14 protein-coding genes are annotated in these 21,958 nt (G+C 66.4%); 3 read left to right on the forward strand and 11 right to left on the reverse strand.

Going from position 1 to position 21,958, the window contains the following annotated elements; translation table 11 throughout:
* Window positions 1-8: 8 nt before the first annotated feature.
* The 7 genes from LDZ24_RS15495 to bcsD form a co-directional block, all read right to left on the reverse strand.
* On the reverse strand, window positions 9-5,021 hold the full coding sequence (locus LDZ24_RS15495; RefSeq protein ID WP_248323097.1) for a cellulose synthase subunit BcsC-related outer membrane protein: 5,013 nt from the start codon (window positions 5,019-5,021) through the stop codon (window positions 9-11).
* A complete protein-coding gene (gene bcsZ, locus LDZ24_RS15500; RefSeq protein WP_248323098.1) occupies window positions 5,015-6,166 on the reverse strand; it encodes a cellulose synthase complex periplasmic endoglucanase BcsZ in 1,152 nt (383 codons plus the stop codon). The genes LDZ24_RS15495 and bcsZ overlap by 7 nt, the downstream gene beginning before the upstream one ends.
* A gap of 1 nt (window position 6,167) precedes the next feature.
* Window positions 6,168-8,657: a cellulose biosynthesis cyclic di-GMP-binding regulatory protein BcsB gene (gene bcsB / locus LDZ24_RS15505; protein WP_248323099.1), complete on the reverse strand. Its 2,490-nt coding sequence runs from the start codon at window positions 8,655-8,657 to the stop codon at window positions 6,168-6,170.
* The gene (gene bcsA, locus LDZ24_RS15510) at window positions 8,657-10,873 is read right to left on the reverse strand and encodes a UDP-forming cellulose synthase catalytic subunit (protein ID WP_248323100.1); all 2,217 of its coding nucleotides are present in this window, start codon (window positions 10,871-10,873) and stop codon (window positions 8,657-8,659) included. The genes bcsB and bcsA overlap by 1 nt, the downstream gene beginning before the upstream one ends.
* Window positions 10,870-11,658, reverse strand: coding sequence for a cellulose biosynthesis protein BcsQ (bcsQ, locus tag LDZ24_RS15515; RefSeq protein WP_248323101.1), 789 nt, complete (start codon window positions 11,656-11,658; stop codon window positions 10,870-10,872). The genes bcsA and bcsQ overlap by 4 nt, the downstream gene beginning before the upstream one ends.
* On the reverse strand, window positions 11,655-12,323 hold the full coding sequence (gene bcsP, locus LDZ24_RS15520) for a cellulose biosynthesis protein BcsP (protein WP_248323102.1): 669 nt from the start codon (window positions 12,321-12,323) through the stop codon (window positions 11,655-11,657). Before bcsP ends, bcsQ begins: the two co-directional genes overlap by 4 nt.
* Window positions 12,324-12,447: 124 nt before the next feature.
* The gene (bcsD, locus tag LDZ24_RS15525; protein WP_248323103.1) at window positions 12,448-12,903 is read right to left on the reverse strand and encodes a cellulose biosynthesis protein BcsD; all 456 of its coding nucleotides are present in this window, start codon (window positions 12,901-12,903) and stop codon (window positions 12,448-12,450) included.
* 489 nt (window positions 12,904-13,392) lie between these two features.
* On the opposite strand from bcsD, the gene LDZ24_RS15530 reads away from it, so the two are divergent.
* Genes LDZ24_RS15530 through LDZ24_RS15540 form a run of 3 tightly spaced genes read left to right on the forward strand, consistent with a single transcriptional unit; the run spans window position 13,393 to window position 17,158 of the window.
* A complete protein-coding gene (locus tag LDZ24_RS15530; protein ID WP_248323104.1) occupies window positions 13,393-13,863 on the forward strand; it encodes a (2Fe-2S)-binding protein in 471 nt (156 codons plus the stop codon).
* Complete coding sequence (locus LDZ24_RS15535) at window positions 13,863-14,894, forward strand: xanthine dehydrogenase family protein subunit M (RefSeq protein ID WP_248323105.1); 1,032 nt, start codon at window positions 13,863-13,865, stop codon at window positions 14,892-14,894. Before LDZ24_RS15530 ends, LDZ24_RS15535 begins: the two co-directional genes overlap by 1 nt.
* Window positions 14,891-17,158 (forward strand): xanthine dehydrogenase family protein molybdopterin-binding subunit, encoded by a 2,268-nt coding sequence (locus LDZ24_RS15540; RefSeq protein WP_248323106.1) that lies wholly within the window; start codon window positions 14,891-14,893, stop codon window positions 17,156-17,158. Before LDZ24_RS15535 ends, LDZ24_RS15540 begins: the two co-directional genes overlap by 4 nt.
* Window positions 17,159-17,173: 15 nt before the next feature.
* On the opposite strand, the gene LDZ24_RS15545 is transcribed toward LDZ24_RS15540, so the two are convergent.
* The 4 genes from LDZ24_RS15545 to LDZ24_RS15560 form a co-directional block, all read right to left on the reverse strand.
* Entirely contained in the window at window positions 17,174-18,034 is an 861-nt protein-coding gene (locus LDZ24_RS15545) for an ATP-grasp fold amidoligase family protein (protein ID WP_248323107.1), read from the reverse strand.
* A 141-nt stretch (window positions 18,035-18,175) separates the two neighbouring features.
* Complete coding sequence (locus LDZ24_RS15550) at window positions 18,176-19,453, reverse strand: glycosyltransferase (protein WP_248323108.1); 1,278 nt, start codon at window positions 19,451-19,453, stop codon at window positions 18,176-18,178.
* Window positions 19,454-19,655: 202 nt separating this feature from the next.
* Window positions 19,656-20,975, reverse strand: a complete 1,320-nt coding sequence (locus LDZ24_RS15555) for an SUMF1/EgtB/PvdO family nonheme iron enzyme (RefSeq protein WP_248323109.1) — start codon at window positions 20,973-20,975, stop codon at window positions 19,656-19,658.
* Between the two features lie 171 nt (window positions 20,976-21,146).
* Complete coding sequence (locus tag LDZ24_RS15560) at window positions 21,147-21,869, reverse strand: helix-turn-helix domain-containing protein (protein WP_248323110.1); 723 nt, start codon at window positions 21,867-21,869, stop codon at window positions 21,147-21,149.
* Window positions 21,870-21,958 lie beyond the last annotated feature (89 nt).

The following is a 21,958-nucleotide window of genomic DNA, read 5'->3' on the forward strand; positions in this document are numbered from 1 at the left end:
GCAGCCCCTCAATTCGCCAGCGACAAATACGGCGAACTGAACGCCTGCGGCGGAAACACAGCCTGCACGCTGCCCTGACGCGTGAAGCTATAACGCACATACACGGCGGCGAGCCATTCGCGATACTGATACGCGTTGCCGAACGATGCCGTCGCGCCGAACGCGAGCTGCGGCGCGAGTTGGTATTCGCCGGTCGCGTTGAGCGAGTATGAAACGCCCGTCTTGCTCGACCCCGGGTAGACCGCGCCCGCGTCCGGACTGAGCGGGGAACTCGCGGCTGCGGACTGACGCGTGCTGTCGGTCGGGAAGTAGTTCGACGCATCCTGCCGGTAATGCTGCACGCCGATCGATCCCTTCACGTCGTAGCTGAACATCCCGAGCCGCCCCATGTATTCGACCGGAAAATTCAGGATCACGTACTGCTGCGGACTGAAGTAACCGCCCTGGCCGTACGTGAAGTACGAGAGGTTCTTGTCGTAGTGCATCAGCGTGGTGTTCGCCCCCACGGTGAGCGTCTGGTCCGCATCCTTGATGAGACGCGTATAGATGCCGCCGCCGCCCTTCACCGCGCTGTTCGTCGCGACGTGCTTGCCGTCGAGGAACTGGTATGCCGCGTTCACGTAGACGCCGTTCGTGCTGTCGTCCCAGCCGAGCGCGGCGCGCGCGCCGCTCGAAGTGACGCCGCCCCATTCGAGGCCCGCGCCTGCATCGCGCGCGCCGGCGTAGGACAGCAGGCTGTCGGTGACGGCGCGCCGTGCGACGGCGAGCGAGTACGACACCTTGTCCGTGATGGCGTTCTGATATTGCAGTCCGCCGACGACGTTCGTTTCGCGGAAGCCGAGCGGCGTCGTGCCGACATCGGCCTGGATGTTGCGGTTTTCATAGCCGACGGACAGGCCGACGCCCGTCGCCGTCTGCGAACCGAAGTCGTTGGTCAGGCTTGTCGGATTGTTGCTCGCGCCCGCGCCGAATCGCGCGAGCGTGTTGTTGCTGCCGCTCGCGGTGCCGGCATCGAGCGTGACGGGCGTGGCGCGCAGCACGATATGGCCGTTGCCCGCCTTGATGCGGCCTTCGATCGGCGCTTCGATGTCGGTCAGGTTGGACAGGCCGTTCTCGCCATCGCGATTGCGGAACAGCACGCCACCCGTGATGGTGCTGGCCTGCTCGCGGTTGATCGCCGCCAGTTCTTCCGCGACGCCAACGATTTGAGGATTTGCGGCCGGCGCCGGCAGGCCCGTTGCGCTCATCGATGCCGCCGTCTCCGCGCGCTGCGCGCCTCGCGGCTGCGCCGGGTAGTACGGCTGCGCATAGCCGGCGGGCGGCTGCGGGATGTACGGCTGCTGGGCGTAGGGCTGCTGGGCGTAGGGCTGCGGCGCGTATTGTTGTTGCGGATACGGCTGCTGCGAATACGGCTGCGGCGCGTACGCTTGCTGCTGATACGGCTGCTGCTGGTAGGGCTGCTGATAAGCCTGCTGCCCGTACGCATACGAATCAGCCGGACGCGTCCTCTGCGCGGTGCTCTTGCGCGTTGCCGTACGTTTCCCGGCCGGCACGCTCGCCGCGGGTTGCGGTGCGTAGGCGTTGACTTGAGCATCGCGGGCGGCGGGCGACATTGGCCAGGGCGAGCTGTCGTACCCATCGGATGCCGGCGGGTAAGCCGGAGCCTGCTGCGCATACGGCTGCTGTTGCGGATACGGCTGATATCCCTGCGCGGGATAACCGTTCGCATCCTGTCCGGGATACGGCTGAAGCGGCGCGCCCGATTGCGCCGCGCCGTAAGTGTCCGGACCGTAGCCGCTGGCGTAAGCCGGTGCCAGCGACGGGGCATAAGCGCCGCGTTGCGCCGGACGGTAGCTGTCCGATCCGTAGCTATAGGCACGAGCCGGCGCGGAGTAAGCGGCGGATGGCGCTGCGCCATCGGCTCGTGCCGGCAGCTCGCCATAAGCGCCCGCTTGCGCCGACCCATAACCATCGCCGCCATAATCGCCGAACTCGCGCCGACCACCCGCTTCCCCGGTTGCATCGGCAGCGCCGCCATAACCGCCGGACTGCGCCGACCCAAAAGCATCGCCACTATAGCCGCCAAGTTCGCGTCGACTGCCTGGTTGCCCCGTGCCATCCGAAGCGCCGCCGTGGCCGCCCGTCTGCACCGATTCATAAGCATCGGGACCAAAGCCGCCGCGCACCGCGCGACCGCCCGCTTGCGCCGTCCCATCCGCTGCACCGCCATAGCCGCCGCTTGCGGCCGCGCGCGGTGTCATCGAGGGAGCGGAATAAGGCACAGAATAAGGCGCTGCACCAGGCAGACTAGGTGGCGGATAGGACGGCACGGCTTGCTGATTGTTCGGTAGGGTGACGGGCCGATACGCGCCCGCGTTATTCGCGCTCGACGATAAAGGCGACGCCGCGGCCGTATCGACCGCGGTCTTGCCTTCGAACGGATTGGTGCCCGGCAGCGGCATCGAAGCGATGCGTTGCATCGCGGTCTGCCAGTCGCGCGGCACGCGGTTGCTTTGCCCGGACGCGTTCGCCATCGCAGGCGTGTTCGCGGCGACGAGCGAGCGTTGCAGGAACTGCGCGGCGAGGTCCAGCTTGCCTTCTGCGCGATACATCCGGCCGATGCCCGCGAGCACGCCCGGATCATTCGGCGCGGCCTCGTAGGCCTGCTTCGCGAGCGATTCGGCCAGCTTGAAATCGCGCACGCCGCTTGCCGCCGACATCGCCGCCGTCTGCAAGCCCACGTCGTCGGGACGGCGCGAGAGCGCCGCGCGGTAACACGACAACGCGTTGCGGTCATCGCCCGCCGAGGTGTACATGCGGCCGAGCGCCGCCTGCAGGTCGGCGTTGTCGGGCATCGCGGCGAGCCACGGCGAGATCACGTCGTAAGCGGCGGCGAGGTCGCCCTGCTTGCGCACCGCATCCGCCTGCGCGATCACGATTCCCACGTTCAGATTGTCGAAGTCGCGACGCTGCTGCGTGGTGAGCTGCGTCGAGGAAAGACGCCGCATGACGGAGCCGAGTTCGGCATCCTGATGCGTCGCGGAGAGAATGCCCGCGTATTGCAGTTGCAAGCCGACATCGTTCGGCGCATTGGCAATCGCGCCACGAATCAGCGACAGCGCGCGCGCCGGATCGCCCGCATTCACATACGCCGAGGCGATCGCGCCCATGAGTTCCGCGTTGCCCGCCGCGACCGGCTCGGCGCGGCGCAGGATCGCGAACGCCTGCGGGTTCTGGCCGGCAGCGGCGGCGCGCGTCGCGAGTTCCGCCTGCTGATGCACCCACAAGCGATGCTGCAACGCCGTCATCGCGGACGTGCGTTTCGCCTGGGCAACGCGGTCCAGTTGCGCGAGACCGGCCGACCAGTCCTGCGTCTCGGCGGAAAGGAGCGCGCTCGCGTAGAGCGCGTCGGTCATGTCGGGGTGCGTGGCGAGCAGTCCGTCCATCATGCTGCGCGCATTGCCGACCGCGCCCTGACGGACGTAGATGCGCGCGAGGTCCAGCCGCAGCCACGGATCGTCCGGCATGTTGAGCAGCGCGTCTTCGAAGAGACTGCGCGCCGCGCCGAGATCGCCCCGCGCTTCGGCGGCGCGCGCCTGAGCGGCCTGCGCCTGGCCGCGCAGCGTGTTGATGCCGCCGGCTTTCGCCTGCTGCTCCGTGTTGAGCTTGTTGGCGAACGCGAGCGCCTCGTCGCCGCGGCCTTGCGCGGCCAGCGCGCCGACGAGCCCGCGGATCGCATCGGGATTGTCGGCCTGTCGGCGCAGCGCCATGCGATACGCGGCTTCCGCGCCGCGCGGATCGCCGTTCGCAAGCAGCATTTCGCCGAGCAGCACTTGCGCCGTGACATCGGACGGATCGATCGCGATGGCGCGTTCGAACAGCGCCTTGGCCTGCGCGATCTGGCCGTTGCTGCGCGCGCCGATGGCATCGCTCGTATAAGTCCAGTACGTCGCGCTCGTGAGCGCGTCTTTCCAGCGCGCCGGGTTGCCGGCCCGCGACGCGCGTTCGAGATACGTGCGGGCCTCCGCGAAACGCTCCTGCTTCAGCGCCGCGACGCCCATGCCGCCGAGCGCGTCGGCGTCGTTAGGATTGCTCGCGAGCACCGACGAAAAGCGCGCGCGCGCCGCCGCGAGATCGCCGTGATCCAGCGCGGCGAAACCTTCCGCGACGGTGCGGCCGCGCGCATCGACGGCGGCGTCGGCCTGCGAGCGTTCGCGCGCGGCCTTGTCCTGCTGCACCATCGAATCGAAGCGGGCCTTCACGGCGGCGTCGTCCGGCGAGGCTTGCAGATACGCCTGATAAAGCGGCGCATCCGATGCCCGCGCGCCGAGCCACAGGAGCGCCTGCCGCCAGCTTTTCCTCGCGTCCGCGCCGACCGCGCTGTCGCCCGACAGCTTCGCGAGCCGCGCGATGCCGTCGCGCCGCGTGGCATCGCGATACGTCAGATGCTGCGCATACGCGAGCTGATAGCGCGGATCGTCCGGATTCTGGCGGGCCAGTTGTTCGAGGCCGCGGCGCGCTTCGTCCCAGCCTTGCGGCGTGGCGGCGAGCGCCTGGTAATACTCGAGTTGCAGCGCGGGCGTCGCGGGCTTGCCGTCGATCGCGCGCTTGTATTCCTGCACCGCCGACGCGCTCTGTCCGCTTTGCGCGAGACGCCGCGCGTCGTTCACGGTCTGATCGCGCGAACTGGTTTCGCCGAGACGCCGGCCGAGTTCGTCGATATTCGGATAGTTCGGCGCGACCTGACGCAACTGCGCGAGATACTGCTGCGCGCCGCTGCCGTCCTTGCGATCCGCGAGCACCATGCCCATGCCGAAAAGCGCGTCCGGCTGCTTGGGATTCACGCGCAGCACTTTCTGCCACGCCTGTTCCGCGAGGTCGCCGCGCCGGTGCGACTGCCAGTACTTGCCCTGATCGATGAGCACCGTGAGCGGATCGGTCGTCGCGGCCTGCGCCCAGGCCATCGCCGGCGCGGCGCACAGGAGCGCCGCGATCACGCGTTTGCGAGTCGGGATCAGCATGCGCTTCTCCACGTCGGCACGAGGCGGCCCGAGTCATCGAAGCGAAACCGCCCGTCGATGAAACCGCCGCCGAAGAGCCCGAGCACGCGGTCGTAGTAGACCGGCTCGCGGCCCGCGACCGGCGGCGCGGCCAGCGCTTCGAGACGCGCGCGCGCGAGCCCGAGGCCGCGTTCGTCGTTCAGCGCCTTGAAGTACGGCGCGAGCGCGCCCCAGTACGAGAGCGGGCCTTCGCCGCTCGCCGCGCCGCTCATGGTCGAGACCTTCTCGGGCGGAAAGCCCGTTTGCGCGACGCTCGCGCGCATGCCGCCGAGCGCGTCGAGCCACGGACGCGCGAGCGGGTCGCCCGGCGACGCCATGCCGGCCCAGAGATAGACGCGGATCGCGTCGTAGCTGCCGACATCGCCGTTCTTCGGATCGACGACGAACTGACCGTTGGCGCTTGCCTGGTAGGCGGCCCAGTCCGGCGCGTAGCCGCGCGGCGACGTGATCCGGATCATCTTCGCGGCGTTCTGCGCGAGCTTCGTCCACGGCCCGTCCGGCATCTCCTGCGCGAGGCCGCGCAAGACCGGCAACGGCAGATAGCTCGGATTCAGACGCGTGACCTGGCCGGTGCGAAAGCCTTGCGGACCGGGCAGCAACATGGGTCCGAGTCCCGGCAGATCGGCGACTTCCTGCTTCACGATCTGCGTCGCGAGCGCGTAGGCGAGCTTCGTGTACGCCGGCTCTTTCCAGAGACGCCCGGCCTGAAACAAGTCGTAGGCGATCCACACATCGGAGTCCGAAGCCGAGTTCGCGTCCATCACGCCGAACGATCCGTCCTGCCGCTTGCCCCATAGCCACGCGGGCAGGCGCAGGCTCGCCGCGTCGAACTGGTTGGCCGAGAGATTCGTGCGCGTCCAGTTGAGCACGCGGTCGAAGGTCGCGCGGTCGTTCGCGACGAGCGCGAAGAACATCGCATACGACTGGCCTTCGGACGTGGTTTGCTGCGTCTCGGTCGAGCGGTCGATCACGCGGCCGTCGGCCTGCACGACACGCTCGACGAAAAGGCGATACGCGGGCCAGTCGCATTGCTGCGCGGCGTGCGCGCCGGGGGCGGCCGCCGCGAGCATCGCGCCGGCGAAGAGTGTGGCGGTCGATAGCCGCATGTCAGTCCCTCAGACGCCGCGCGGCGATGGAACGCAGCGCGCGATAGAACAGGGCAGCGATGATGAGCGAGGCGAGCACGCCCGCGATCACCAGCAGGAACGGGTGCGACGACAGCGCCCAGCGCATGTAGTGCATCGGCGAGAGATGGCCGACGTAATACGCTTCGCCGTTCGACGTGACCGTCACCGTGCGGCCGTGGATCACGGCCATCGCGCCTTGAATCGACGGCAGCAGATCGTTGTCGAGCAGGGCGGCGGACAGATCGGCGTCCGACTGCCCCGCCGCGCTGATGAGCGCCACCGCGCTGCGTCCGCTCTTGAGCGGCGACTCGAAGCCGGTCAGGAGCGCATCGCCGCTCGAACTCACGAGCGAAAGGTCCGCGCGCGCAGGCGAGCGTTCCGGACCTTGCTCGCCATGCCACCAGTCGACGAGCTTGAACGCCACATCGGAAAGCTGGAAGGTGCGGGCGTCGCCATCGCCGGAAAAAGGCATCTGCTTCGCCCAGCGTTGCAGCAAGGGCTGGCGTCCCGGCGAGCCGAGAATCAGCAGGTCCTTGTCGGCGAAGCGGTCCACGTCGTTCGCGCTCGTCACGGTCACGCCCGTCACCGGATAACCCGTCGATGCGCCCATGCGGCCCATTTCCAGCAGATACAGGCTGTAGTCGGCCGAATTCGGCTCGTTCGGCAGCACGACCGCCGTCTGCGAAAGGTCCGCCATGCGCGTGAACGGAAAGCCGCCGTTCGCGAACGCGGCCAGATCGGGCAGCGCCATGTAGTGCGGGAAGCCGGAGAGGTCGATGGTCGAATTCGGATCCACCGCGCCGACGACGTTATCCAGCACGCGGCCCTGACATTCGCCGGTCTTCGGAATGTCGTAGTAGAAGTGCAGGCGCAGTTGCGCGCGCGGCGTGATGAGCAGCGGCGGCAGATAGATCTCGCGGCGCGCGGCGACCGTCTTGTCCGGCAGCACGCGGCTGAAGTACGTGCCGAGATCGAACGTCGAGGTGGACACGGCCGGAATGCGCAGCGACTGCACGAAGCCGTTGTTCACGCTGATATTGAGCGACGACCGGTCGGGCGCGGGGCGCACCGTATAGCGATAGCGCAGGTCCACCGGCACGCCCTTCGTCTGCCACATGAAGAGATCGGGCGGCACGCGCAGGTTCACGCGCACCGCGTCGGCGTCGTAGCCGTGCGCGGTCAGGTCCTGCGCTTCGGCCAGCTCGCCGAAGCGCACGGGGCGGTCGGCCGGCAGCCAGTTCGGCGCGTCGTAGGGGCGGCGCGGTTGCAGGTCGTTGAACTGCGTGATGGTCGCGCTCGTTCCCGACAGCGCGTTGCGGCCGACGCCCAGCGCCTTCGCGGCGGTCTTCAGTTCGTTGTCGTCGCGGCCGAGCACGAGCAACAGACGCCCGCGCGCGTTCGCATCGCGTTCGACGAGCGCGATCGTCGGACCGGACACCGGCGGGATAGCGACGCCCGCGACTTTCGCATCGCCGACGGCGAACACCACGGCATTGCCCGACAGCGGCACGTTGTCGGTCTGCGCCGGGAAGATCGCGCCGCGATAGCCCGCGAGCGAGCCGAAATACGACGCGACGGTGCCGGCCGCTTCCAGCGCGGCGAGGCTCGGCTTGCCGGCGAACACGAACGGCAGTTCGAGGCGGCGCACGTCGCGGCGGTCGAAGAAGGGCAGCGGCAACGCGGCGAGGTCGGATTTGCTCGCAATCGACGCATACGTGAGGTCGAGCGAACTCGCGTTGCTGACGGTCGCCCACAGCGTCGAATTGGACGGGTCCTCGCACTGCTGCGTGTAATGGCCGATCAACTGCACGTTGAGGTGGTTGAACTCGGTGATGAAGCGCGGATCGATCGCCACGTCGCGTGCGACGAGCGTGCCCGCCTGATCGCGCGGCACGGGCAGCGTCGCGGCGACTTCGCCGTTGATGAGCACCTTCAGTTGCGAGATGGACGGCAACAGCGACGGCGAATAGCTGTAGATCAGATGCAGCACCGCGCCGGTCACGACTTCGTCGCCGCGCACCGAGAACGCGATGCCGTTCTGGCCGTCGGTGCCGCGCAGCTGCAGCGGATCCAGCGCGCCGTAATCGGCGAAGGTCAGCGTCTGGCGGCGGCCGCCGGGCACCAGCGTGCCGGGATCGGCGGTCGTCGGAATGCGCGAGGTGAGCGGCCTGTCCGGCTTGCCGGAGAAGGCGGGAACGGGCATCGCGAGCGCCGGCTGCTGGATCGCGGCGGGGTTGTAGACGACGGCCGGACCCGGCGCGGGCACGGCGCCCACGCCGGTCGCCTGCTGTGTGCCATTTGCCGCTGGCGTGCTCTCTGCCGCCGCCGCGATGGACGCGAACGGCGCGGCGAACGCAGTCTGCAAGGCCACGAAGACGGCCAATGCGCGCGCCAAAGGTCGTTCGCCAAAACGCGGCGCGCGCTCGCCCGTTTGTTGTTCAACGCGCAACTTCGACATACCCATGCCCATTAGTGGTCTTTGGTTTTCAGCTTGTTCACATCGACCGCGCGCTTGTTCATCCAGGTACGAAGGTCACTGTACAAATGCTCGAACAATCCCGCGATGCCGCGCGTGCCCACCAGCAGCACATGCGACAGGCCGCGCAGCGGCGTATCCGGGCGGCGTCCCTCGGACCAGCCGGTCCAGGCATCGGCGCGCGCGAACGTCGTCTTCACGAAGTCGTATTCCTGCTCGCGCGTGAGCTCGGAGAAGCGCAGGCCGACGCGGCCCGGCTCGGTATAGCCGACGGTCGCGGGGAACGCGTATTCCTCGTCGCCGCGAAAGAGCGAGACGGTGACGCGCTCGTGCATCGGCACGGCGATCTTGCCCGGCAGCGCGACGCCCACGCCGCCTTCCGAATAGTCGATGGTCTCGCAGGCGAGCGTGCGCCCGGTCGAGAACTTGAGCATGACGGGCATCTTCATCGACACGCGATGCGTCGCGCGCACCTGCTTGCGCTCGCTCGCCGCCGCCACCGACGCGCCGAGAATCAGCATGTTGTAGACCGTCCAGCACAGGTTGAGCAGCGTCGTGTTCACTTCGCTGCGCACGTGCCAGTACATGCCGATATGCACGATGCCCGCGACGAAGCCGAGCAGGTTCAGAAGCAGCAGGAACAGATACGGCCGCGAGATGGTCCAGTCGAAGTAGTCCTTCGCGATCTGGCCGCCTTTGGCCGTCACGTTGAACTTGCCGAGCTTCGGGTTGATGACCGCGAGCAGCGTCGGCGCAGTGATGTACGACGCGAGCACCGACTCGTACACTTCGGCCCAGAACGAATGGCGGAAGCTGCGCTGCATGCGCGAATTGGTGATGCTCGCGTGCATCATGTGCGGCAGCGCGAAGATCGCGATGGTGCTCGCCGCCGCTTCGATCACGTGCGCGCCGAAGAAGAGAAACGAGAGCGGCGCGGTGAGAAACACGAGACGCGGCACGCCATAGAAGAAGTGCAGCATGCCGTTGAGATAGCACAGCCGCTGGCCGATCTTCAGCCCCTTGCCGGTGAGCGGATTGTCGATGCGGAAAATCTGCGTCATGCCGCGCGCCCAGCGGATGCGCTGCCCGATATGGCTCGACAGGCTTTCGGTGGCGAGACCGGCCGCCTGCGGAATCGCGAGATACGCGGTCGTATAGCCGAGCCGATGCAGCTTGAGCGCCGTATGCGCGTCTTCCGTGACGGTTTCGACCGCGATGCCGCCGATCTCTTCGACCATCGACCGGCGCAGCACCGCGCACGAGCCGCAGAAGAACGTCGCGTTCCAGAGATCGTTGCCGTCCTGCACGAGGCCGTAGAACAGTTCGCCTTCGTTCGGCACCTTGCGGAACGTGCCGAGATTGCGCTCGAACGGATCGGGGGAAAAGAAATGGTGCGGCGTTTGCAGCATCGAAAGCAGCTTGTCGCGCAGAAACCAGCCGAGGCAGACCTGCAGGAACGAGCGCGTCGGGATGTGATCGCAGTCGAAGATCGCGAGGTATTCGCCCGTCGTGACCTTCAGCGCCTCGTTGACGTTGCCCGCCTTCGCGTGGCGGTTGTGCGTGCGGATCGTCCAGTTGACGCCGACTTCCTCGCAGAACGCCTTGAACTCGGGACGGCGGCCGTCGTCGAGCACGTGAATGGCGAGCTTGTCAGTCGGATAGTCGAGCGCGAGCGCGGCGTAGATCGTCGGCTTCACGACCGAAAGCGGCTCGTTGTAGGTCGGAATGAAGACATCAACGGTCGGCCACTGGCTGCGGTCCGCGGGCAGCGGCAACGGCTTGCGCTTGAGCGGCCACGCGGTCTGGAAGTAGCCGAGCAGCAGCACGAGCGATGCATAGACTTCCGCCGTGACCAGCAGCAGGCCCCACGCGGCGTCGAGCGGGCGTTCCCAGTACGTCGTCTCAGTCAGCCGCCAGAACATGTAGCGGCCCGACGCGACGATGGACAGCATGATCATCACGAGCGTCGCGTATTGTCCCTGCAGACGCCGGAAGCCGAGCGCGCAGACGAAGCAGATGCTCGCGAACGCAAGCTGCTGGCCGAACGCGAGCGGCACCGTGACGACGAAGTACAGCGCGAACGCGGCGAACATCGTGAGGAGAACGACGACGATGCGGCTGCCCCAGATGCCGGCATCGACAAAACGTTCGAGGCGCGAGGTCGCGACGCTGACCTCCGTCTCGGGCGACGGGATCTTGGCCGAACTCATGCGAGCTTCCTCGACGAAGCGGCCATCGCATCGATGGCGGCGAGCAGCCAGTCGCCGCACGCGCGCAGATCGGCGGCGGCTTGCGAGAGCGGATCGTAGTGAATGAGCGTGGTGTCGCACGCGAGCGATTCGGAGACGCCTTCGTCCTGATGGATCACGCCCGGAAACAGCTTCGCGCCGAGCATGTTGCGCAGCACCTTGAGCACGTCCTTGCTCAACTGGCGCGACTGATCCACCTGATTGACGACGTAGCCCTGGCCCGCGAAGTCCTGTCGCGGCGCGGCGTAGGCATCGACCATGCGCTCCATGCCGGGAATCGCGGCGTAAGAGGCGGCGTCGGCCAGGACCACGTCCAGCGCGAAGTTCGCGGCCGTCAGCGCGGTGCGCGTGTAGACCGACGAGCCCGGCGGCGTGTCGACGATCACGATGTCGTTCGCATCCAGCGCGAGCGCTTCGAGCGAGCGCGCAAGCCACGACGGATCGCTGTCGACGAGCGCCTCGAAGCGGCGGCGGTCGTCCTCGGTCACGGCGCCGTAGGGCAGCACGGTGACGCCATCGACGCCGTCGAACATCACCGACTGCCACGGCTCGCGGCTCAGCGTCGCGCGCGAGATGCCGTCGATGCTGTCGAGCGGAATGCCGAAATGCAGGCGCAGCGCGTTCTGCGGATCGAGATCGAGCACGATCACGCGGCGGTTGCGCGCGGCCAGCACCGAGGCGAGATTGGCGGCGAGCGTCGTCTTGCCGACGCCGCCCTTCGCGGAAACTACCGTGATGACTCTCATAAGCGGGGAAGGCGGCCGGCGCGCGTGTTCGTGGGTTCGCTCTCCGGGCGGCCGGCGTGCCGCAGACGTTCGAACAGGACGTTGAGTGAATCCGCGGGTGCGTTCGTCGCCGGCTGCGCTTGCGGCTTGAAGAGCTTGCCGAGGATGGACTGGGGCGCGGAAGGTTCGGGCGCGCTCGGCACGCTTTCAGGCTGTTGCGCCGGGGCGCGGCGCGCGGGTTCCGGCTTCAGCGTCGCGGCTACGTTCGTCACGGGCGGAAGCGATGCAGCCGAGGCAACGGCGGCAACGGCCGAATCCGGAATCGTTCCGGTCTCGTGCGACGCCGATTCGCCCATCGCCGAAAAGCGCAATGCGCTTAGCGATTCCGCGGCGGGCGGAGTGACCGGCGGAATCGCGCGGCGATGCGCGCGCATAAAGAGCTGGCGCTTGCCGCGGTTGATCGGCATGCCCGTGGGCTGCGCGTCGGACGGCTCGCTCGATTGCATCGGCGCTTCGCGGCGCGGCGCGATGTCGGGGATGGCGGGCTGCGCGAAGTCGAGCGTCGCGAGCAGCGGCCAGCGAGTGCGCGCCGATTGCGCCTCGTTCTCCCGGCCGATTTCCTGGTAATCGCCTGCATTGCCGCCGAAATGGTCGAACAGCTTCTGGATATCGCGCGAAGTACTCATGATGCCGCTTCCTCGTCGTGCCTTACGTTGATGCGTGGCCGGTACTGCTCGTTGTGGTCCGCCGAACCCGGCGGTCGATGCCGCCGCGTCGAGGCGGCGGTCACCCGTATTCAGTATGCCGAATTCAGGCTGCGGCGCGCGCGAGCCTGAACTCGATGGCGGCGTCGCCGCCGAATTCGCTTGCCTGCCGGACAGCGAGCCCTTGCGCGCCCAGGCCGGCGAGCCACTGCTGATACGCGCCTTCGAGAAACGCAGGCGTCCACGCGAGGGCGCTTTCGCCGAAGGCCGGCAACGGCGCGCAGTAATGCACGATGCTCAGGTGGTCGCGCTCGTCGGACAGTTCGACGAAGCCCCAGTCGGTGTCTCGCCACAGCGCGTTGAGCGCGTCCGCGAGCGCGGACGTCGACTCGCAGGGCGGCAGCGCATGCGCCTTCGCAAAACGGCTGCCCACGCGATGCATCAGCTCGCGCAGCTCGCCATGTCCGATCTGCGCCTCGAACTCATCCGCGAGCGCGGCCAGCATGCCGCGCCATTGCCTGGATATTTGACTGTCCAACAGATAATCGAAGATAGCGGCCATGTTTTTGTTAGGCAGGCGTGACGCACGATGCGTGGTTGCTCGATCTGGTTCTCGTCTTCGCGGGAGATTTCTTTAGCGTGCGAGCACCGATCCGGACGTTTGTCGAGGCGCTATTACCCGCCAGAACTTACTTCAATGCGCTTATTTTCGCCAGTGGAAAGACTAGCTGTTGTTTCTGTCAATTCGGCGAATTGGGCTTCGCGGCTTGCTGACTTTGGGATCTCGCGGGCGTGCGCTGAACGTAAGCTGGACAAGCCCGCTTGCGGGCTCCGATAGCGCACACCGGCCTTCGCGGCGGCGGCAGTGTACCACCTCGTTAATGCGCCGGAACATGCGTGTCGGGTCTTATTTCATCCCGGTCGACGCTAGGCGGAACTAATTACTTCAGCGTCTGCGTTGGATGCTTCATGCGCTTGCACGTGCCCCGCGACGGCACACCGATTGCGCTCGCATCGACGCCGTTTATCGGCCTCATGCAAAGGAGCCGCGATGAAAGTGGATTTGCACGTCAACGGGGCAGTGCTCGTGCTCGATCTCGACGCACGCGTGACGCTTCTGGATGCGCTGCGCGAACATGCCGGACTGACCGGCGCGAAGAAGGGCTGCGATCAGGGGCAATGCGGCGCGTGCACCGTGCTGATCGACGGACGCCGCGTGCTCTCGTGTCTCACGCTCGCCGCCACCGCGCGCGGCAGGATCACGACCATCGAAGGTCTCGCCGACGGCCACGCGCTGCATCCGATGCAAGAGGCTTTCGTCGCGTGCGACGCCTTGCAGTGCGGCTACTGCACGCCGGGGCAGATCATGAGCGCCATCGCGTGCATCGAGGAAGGCCATGCGAATACGCGCGATGAAATCCGCGAGTACATGAGCGGCAATCTGTGCCGCTGCGCCGCGTATCCGAAAATCGTCGACGCCATCGAACAGGTGCGCGACGCCACGCACGCGGAGCGCGGATAATGCGGCCCTTCCAGCTACTGAGCGTCGAGCACGCGGCTGACGTGGCCCAGTGCGCGCCGTTCGACCACAACAGCGAACTCACGGTGAAGTCGCCCGTGCAGTTTCTCGCCGGCGGCACGAACCTACTCGACCTGATGAAGCTCGGCGTCATGACGCCCGAGCGCCTCGTCGACATCAATCCGCTCGCTGCGGCGCATTCGGCTATCGAAGCGACCGAAGACAGCCTGAAGCTCGGCGCGTTCGCGCGCATGGCCGATGCCGCCGATCATCCGGTGCTGCGGCGCGACTATCCCGTCATCGCGCAATCGTTGTGGAAAGCGGCGAGCCCGCAACTTCGCAACATGGCGACGCTCGGCGGCAACGTCCTGCAACGCACGCGCTGCCTTTATTTCAGGGACACGAGCTGGCACGCGTGCAACAAGCGCGCGCCGGGCAGCGGCTGCGCGGCGAAGGAGGGCGTGAACCGGCGGCTCGCGGTGCTCGGCGTGAGCGAGCACTGCATCGCGAACTATCCGGGCGATTTCGCCATCGCGCTCGTCGCGCTCGGCGCGCAAGTCGAGATCCTCGGAACGGGCGGGCAGACGCGTCGCTTGCCGTTCGAGGAACTGCATCGCCTGCCGGGCGACACGCCGCATGTCGAGACCCATCTGCGCCCGGGCGATCTCATCGTCGCGTTTCACGTGCCCGCGGGCGCCTGGACGCGCCGCTCGCTGTATCTCAAGATTCGCGATCGCGCGTCGTACGACTTCGCGCTCGCGTCCGCGGCCGTGGCGCTCGATCTCGATGCGCAGGGCGTCGTGCGAGAGGCGCGCATCGGTATCGGCGGAAGCGTTGCGAAGCCGTGGCGCGCGCACGAGGCGGAGGCCGCGCTCGTGGGCAAGACGATCGACGAGCATAGCGCGCGCGAAGCGGCGGAGGCGGCTTTCGCGAGTGCTGTCGTCAGCGGGGAAAATGCGTTCAAGCCCGAACTCGGGCGCCGCACGCTGGTGCGCGCGCTACTGGAAGTTGCCGCTTTGCCGGAGGTGTCATGAGCCACGACGATTCACTCGCCTCTCATCAGCCGGCGTTCGGCGTGCCGCATGTCCGCATGGACGGCGAAGCGAAAGTCACGGGCCGGGCGTGTTATGCGTCCGACGAGCCGGTGGAGAACGCGGCGTACGCGTTCCTGTTGACGAGCACGATCGCCAATGGCCGCGTGCGGCGCATTCATGCCGACGATGCCTTGTCCCTCGACGGCGTGCTCGACGTGCTGACGCACGAGAACGTCGGCAGCGAGGCGAAGCCGCCGGAGCAGCAGGCGGGCGGCGCGACGACCAGCACGCTGGAGAGCGATCGCGTGTGGCATGACGGGCAGATCATCGGCGTCGTGGTGGCCACGAGCTATGAGTTCGCGCGGGAAGCGGCACAGCGCACGCGCATCGACTACGACGAAGCGCCGGCATCGGCCACGTTCGGCAGCGCGGGCGTCGCGGGTGAACGGCGCGAGCCGGGCGAGCACGAGGACTACCGCATCGGCGATTTCGAGCGGGCGTTCGCGGGCGCGGAATGCCGTGTCGAAGCCATCTACGCCACGCCGACGCAGCACCACAACCCGATCGAGCTCTACACCACCACCTGCGCATGGCAAGGCGACAGGCTGACCATCTGGGAGCCGAGCCAGTTCGTCTACGGTCTGCGCGGCAACGTCGCGCAGCAACTCGGCATCTCGCGCGAACAGGTGCATGTGATCTCGCGCTTCGTCGGCGGCGCGTTCGGCGGCAAGGGCAACGCGACGGCGCGCACCGCATGGATCGCCATCGCCGCGCGGCGCGTGGGACGGCCGGTGAAGCTCGTGGCGACACGGGACCAGAGCTACACCATCGCGACGTATCGCGCGGAGACGCGCCATCATGTCCAGTTGGGCGCGACGCGCGACGGCAAGCTCGTTGCGTTGCGGCACGAAGGCTGGGAACTCACGAGCCGACCCAGCATGTACAACGTTTCGGGAACCGAAACAACGGCGCGCGTCTACGCGTGTCCGAATATCGAAACCGTGGTGAACGTCGTGCACGCCGACCGCAATACGCCCGGGTTCATGCGCGCGCCGCCGGAAACGCCGTACATGTTCGCGCTGGAAACGGCGATGGATGAACTGGCCGTGCAGTTGTCGATGGACCCGGTCGAACTGCGCCGCCGCAACGACACGGCGCAGGACCCGGTCACGGGCAAGCCGTTCACGAGCCGCCGGCTCGTCGCGTGCCTCGATGCGGGCGCCGAACGCTTCGGCTGGCACGAACGCAACGCGCAGCCCGGCTCGATGTCCGACGGCGACTGGCTCATCGGCTGGGGCTGCGCGAGCGCGGCGTATCCGTCGAACATTGCCGCGACGGCCGCACGCGTGAGCCTGTATGCCAATGGCCGGGCGCGCGTCGATATGGCAGCGCACGACATCGGCACCGGCGCGTACACCGTCATCGCGCTGACGGCGGCGCATTGTCTCGGCATCGATCTGGAACAGGTCGAGGTGCACATCGGCGACACGGACTATCCGCCCGCCGCGCTGGCGGCGGGATCGAGCCATACCGCGACTGTCACGCACGCGGTCGCCTCCGCCTGCGAGGCGCTGCGCGACAAGCTCGCGCGGGCCGCGTCGCTGGCGGGGCCGCTGATGGGCCGCGATCCGCAGGCGATGCATTTCGCGTCCGGCCGCCTGAGTGCCGGCGATGCCTCCGAGCCGTTGCGCGATGCCGTCCTGCGCACGGGCGGCGAGATCGTCATTGCTGAAAGCGAGCATATTCCGCGCGGACTCAAGGCCGAAGCCATGGACACGCTGCGCGCGGGCAAATTGCCGATCATGCGCGGGCATCAGCGCGACGACGCCACCGCGTATGCGTTCGGCGCGCACTTCGTGGAAGTGCGCGTGCATCGCCTGACGCGCGAGATTCGCGTCTCGCGCATGGTCGGCGCGTTCGCGTCGGGCACGATCGTCAATCCGCTCACGGCGCATAGTCAGTACATGGGCGGCATGATCTGGGGCATCGGCGCGGCCTTGCTCGAAGCCACCGAGATCGACGCCCGGCATGCGCGGTACATGAACGACAACATCAGCGAATATCTGATCGCGGCGAATGCCGATGTCGGCGAGATCGACGTCATCATGCTGCCGGAAACGGATACGCAAGTGAACCCGCTCGGCGTGAAGGGGCTGGGGGAAATCGGTATCGTGGGCGTGAATGCGGCCATTGCCAACGCGGTATGGCACGCGACCGGCCGGCGCGTGCGCGAATTGCCCATCCGTATAGAGGACCTGTTGTGAGCCGCGATGTCGCGATCACATCAGGCGACCCCATTCATAATCGACGCTGTCAGGCGTCAACGGGAAAAGGCCTGCGCCGGGCGTGAAAGTCAGTTCACCGAAATAAATATGATCGTCCACGTTATACAGGTCGACGCGCACGAAGTCGAAATCGCTTGCCAGGGTGCGCGCTACCCATAAAATTTCATCGAGGTTACGTGGACGGGGAGCGGGCTTGTCGCTGCGCGTGTAATGCCCCATCTTGATGTCGAGCCGGTTCCAATGCGCGTCGTAGATATCCCCGCGTGGATGCCCGCCGAAGCGATCTGAAATCACGAGAATGAAGATCTGCGGATCGTCGGCGTTCCGGTTGAAGACATGGATCTTGATATCGGGCGGCACCTTGTTATCCGGCCCAAGAAGCAGCTTCTCGAACAGGATGCGGCGCTCGATCGCCTGATAATGCCGTTCCCTCGCCACTGTGAAGAAGTTCGTCGACAACCAGCGCTGCGCCAGCGTATTTAGCGCCTCGAACGAGGTCTCGCGCTTGTCTCTGACGAGCTTCACGAACCCGCAGCCGTGATTCGCCTTCATCACGAAGGTAGAAGGAAGCGCGTCGAAGTCGCGCTGGCTGAAAGAGGACGGCGCGGCAAACAACGGAATCAGATACTTTTCGCCGATCTTGTCCGCGACATAGGCGCGGACCTTTAGCTTGTCGGAGAGATCGGAGTAACGCGGGTCGGGCGCAAGGCACCGCTGCAAGACTTTCTCGTTGAACGTGGCGGGATTACGCAGATTCGGAAAGCGCCCGATCCTGCGACGATGATAGAGGCTCAATAACACTTTGTCGGGCAAGCAATACTTGATGCCGTGAATGAGCATTTGTCTGGCGGTCATTCGTTTGCCTCCATCGTCAGCGGTCGATTCAAACGCTCGCTCAGTTAGGATCGGAACGCACAGTGACGAGATTCGGATGCTGGACGCGACGCGGCTCGACGGGGAGCCCGACGCCGGAATGGTCAAACGAGCGTGCAGGCGCTAGCTGGGTGGACGGTTGCAACCGACTGCTACCTCGTCGCCATGATATGCGTGGTCTTCCGCGCCAGCGGGAGCCGCGTATCCGAACGTTCGAACGAGCAGTCTTTCCAGGTCCGCATCGAGCGTCTGGCCGTTGAACTCGTTCTCCACCTTGCGACGGGCGTTCTTGCGGATCGCCTCGACGTCGACCTTGCCCTCCACGATTGCGGACAGCGCATCGGCAATGCCGCTCGCCGATCGCTCCTCGACGAGCAGGCCGGTCACGCCGTGCGTCACGAGTTCCGGTATTCCGCTATGCCGGGTCGCAACGACCAGCACGCCGGTCGCCATGGCCTCCATGATCGAGACCGGAATGCCTTCCATGTCGCCGTTGCTGGCCACGACGGAGGGCAGCAGGAACACGTCCGCGCTCTTCAGTTCTTCGAATACGCGCTCGTGCGCGCACTTGCCGAGAAAGTTGATCTCGTTCGTGCTGGACGACGCAGCGCGGCGCAGCGCGTCTTCGAGCGGTCCGAAACCGATGAGGTTGAGTTGCACCGGATGCCGGCAACTGCGCACGCCTTCGATCGCGTACGCCAGTCCCTTTTTCTCGGTGAATCGGGCCACGCTCAGCACCTTGAGCGGGCGATGCAGCGGGCGGTTGCTCGCCTGCGGAGTCAGCCGGTGCGTCTCGACGCCCACATGGTGAACCTTCGTTCGCGATTCGGGCGCGCCCCATTCGATAAGCCGGTTGCGCCAGAGATTGCTGATCGGAAGGAGCAGCGGGCTCAGGCGAAAGAGGCGTCGATAATGCGGCAGCCACCGTTCGACGACCGCCTGATCGCTCATGTCGGCACCATGAAAGACCGTGACGATGGGCCCGCTCAGCAGTCCGGCTTCCTTCAGATACATGGCGCGCACGCCGATGGGGCCGAAGTGCGCGATCACCACGTCGAAGTCGATGCCTTCCGTGTCGCCGCCCGACACGATGTCGATGAATGCAGAACGGCAACCGGTCGCCGCCGCGCGAAGGGCGACGGACAGGCGCTTGCGCCGCTTGTCGTCGATGCAGGCGAGCGCGCCGAGTTTCGCGCACGACATCGAGTGGCGCAGCATGCTGACGTCCTGTCGAAAGACGCGCAACTGCACGCGCCCCCGCGTGGGATCCACCGCAGAGTCGTCGTACTTCGCGGCCAGGGCAAATACCTCGTGACCGCGCTCTGCGAAGCCTTTCATCTGACGGAGAACGAATGTTTCGGAAGGAACCGGCAACTTGTCGACGATGAATGCAATTCGCATCGGCTACCCTCGGTGAAATGGTCGCGTCAAGGGCCGATGGTAGACCATCGAAAATGGAAATGCACTCGCCGCGTGGCCGCCGCGATCGATTCATTCGTCGCACGAATCGACGCGAAGCGTCGTCATTCCCGGAGCAGTATGCGGCGAAGCGGTAGAACGATTCGTTCACCGAACGAATGTTCTACCGCTTGGCGGTTGAGGCTCAGCGCGCGTTCACGCAGCGAAAGCCTGCATAGACATACTGATAGTGCCCCTGAAACCAGTTGCGAAAGCTCGGGCGCAGCATGCATGCAGCCGTGCGCGGAGAGCCGCCCTTGATGACGAAGTGCTTGCCGTCGAAGAAGTTGGCGGAATAGCCGAGGTAGAACGGAAACGGCTTGAAGCCTTCGAGCGGGCCGAAGGTCGTCGAGGTCCACTCCCAGCCGTTGCCGTATTGCCCTTCCACGCCGAAGTCGCTGCGGTTGTCCGGATGCGCCTGCACCGGCGTCGGGTCCCAGCGGCGGAAGTCGAAGTTGCCTTCTGCGACGTGCGGCGCGCCGATGGCCGCGCGCTGCCACTCCGCTTCTGTCGGCAGGCGCTTGCCGGCCCAGCGGGCATAGGCGTTCGCTTCGGCATAACTCACGTAGACTGGCCAGTCGAGCGGCAGCGCGATCTCCTCGAACATCGTGCGCAGCTTCCAGCCCGAGTCCGTCCGATGGTGGCTGTCGGCGCCTTCGTCGCCGCGCACCCAGAACGCCGGATGCGCGATGCGCTGCGTTTCTTTCCACGCCCAGTCGGCGTCGTTCCACAGTTCGCGGTTCCAGTAACCGCCCGCGTCGATGAAGCGCAGATAGTCGCCGTTCGTCACCATGTAGCGGTCGATCTCGAATGCAGGCACGTCCACGCGCATTTCGCCGAATTCGTTGTCCCAGCCGAAGCGCTGGCTTTCGCGCGACAGACCGAGCGTCACGCTGCCGGCCGGCACGTGCACGGTCTCATGCGAAAGGACGCGGTCCGACGTGCGCTCGGACGCGGCATCGGCCGGTGCTTTTTTCCTGTCGACCGGTAATTGATGCAACATGTACGCGAGCGTTTCCGCGTGCATGAGCCGATGCTCGATCGCGACTTCGAGCAGCTTCGCGGGCGAGTCGTCGGTGGAAACGGGTTGCGCGACGAGCGTGATGGGATCGAAGCGTGCGTCGATGTCCGCGCGCACTTGCGCACGGTACGCGTGCACTTCGTCGAGCGAGGGCCAGTCGCCGGGCTCATCGGTCGGCAGGCCCCCATCCACCGGGTCGATGCCGAACGCGAAGAGCTGGTCGTAGGCAGGCTGGGCGTTCGGCAGATGGAAGAGGCGCTGGTCGAACAGATTGCGGTCGAACGCCTCGAGATGGCCGATGTAGAACACGATACGGTGCCGCTCGGCAATCGGCCGGTCGTACAAATGCTCGCGCTTGACGATATCGAAGAGTTCGTCGGTGACGCGGCGCGCTTCGGCGAGGCGGTCGAGCAGCGGATGACGCAGGGATGGTTCGCGATTCATGTCGCTCGGTCTCCGTGGCAGGCCAAGGCTGTGCCCTGGAAATCACAAAAGACTAATGCGAAGCGAGCCGCGTGCCAAGCCGATAATGGCCGGCGTTTGTTCGGGCGTGGCGAAGAATCCGGCGTGAAGCCACGCCGGGCGGGGCGGCAGGCAGATTGTCAGATACAGCGGTCAGATACTGCGCAGGCGTTCGAAATCGCGGATGCGGATGGATTTGCCGTGCGCCTCGATGAGCCCGAGTTTGTCGAAGCGCGACAGCGTGCGGCTCACGGTTTCGAGTGTCATGCCGAGATAACTGCCGATGTCGTCGCGCGTCATGCGCATGGTGAACTCGGTCGCGGCATACCCGCGCCGCGCGAGCCGCGCCGACATGTCGAGCAAAAGGCGCGCGACGCGTTCGTCGGCGCGCAGCATGCCGAGTCGCACGACATGGTCCGATTCGCGGTTGATCGCCTGGCTCATCATGCGGTGCATGCGCCGCTGAAGCGCGTCCGTTTCGCGGCACATGCGCTCGAAAAGCGCGTACGGCACGACGCAGACCGTGCTGTCTTCCAGCGCCACCGCGTCGCACGTGTGCCGCCCGTCGCCGATGCCGTCGAGGCCCAGGGCGTCGCCTGCGAGTAGCAGCCCGGTGACGCGCTCCCGCCCGCCGTCGCGGCTGCCGTCATGCGTGACGAGCGTCTTGAGCGAGCCCGAGCGCACGGCGTAGAGCGAATCGAACGGGTCGCCCGTGCGGAACAGCGCCTCGCCGCGCCGTATCTTGCGCGTGACCGAGATGATGTTCTCCAGCCGCGAGACATCGTTCGCGCACAGCCCTTCGGGCATGCACAGATGGCGCATGGCGCAGCTCGAACAATGCGCGGCCCGGCGCCGCAGGGAAGTCGAATCGGACATGGCGGACTTCGTTTCTTGATAAATGACAAAACGATTGTCCCATAGCAGACGTTGCCGACACCGCGAAAAAATGCCGCGCCCCGGCGCCT

It is taken from the genome of Caballeronia sp. Sq4a, from assembly GCF_023170545.1.
In the GTDB taxonomy this organism is placed as follows: Bacteria; Pseudomonadota; Gammaproteobacteria; order Burkholderiales; family Burkholderiaceae; genus Caballeronia.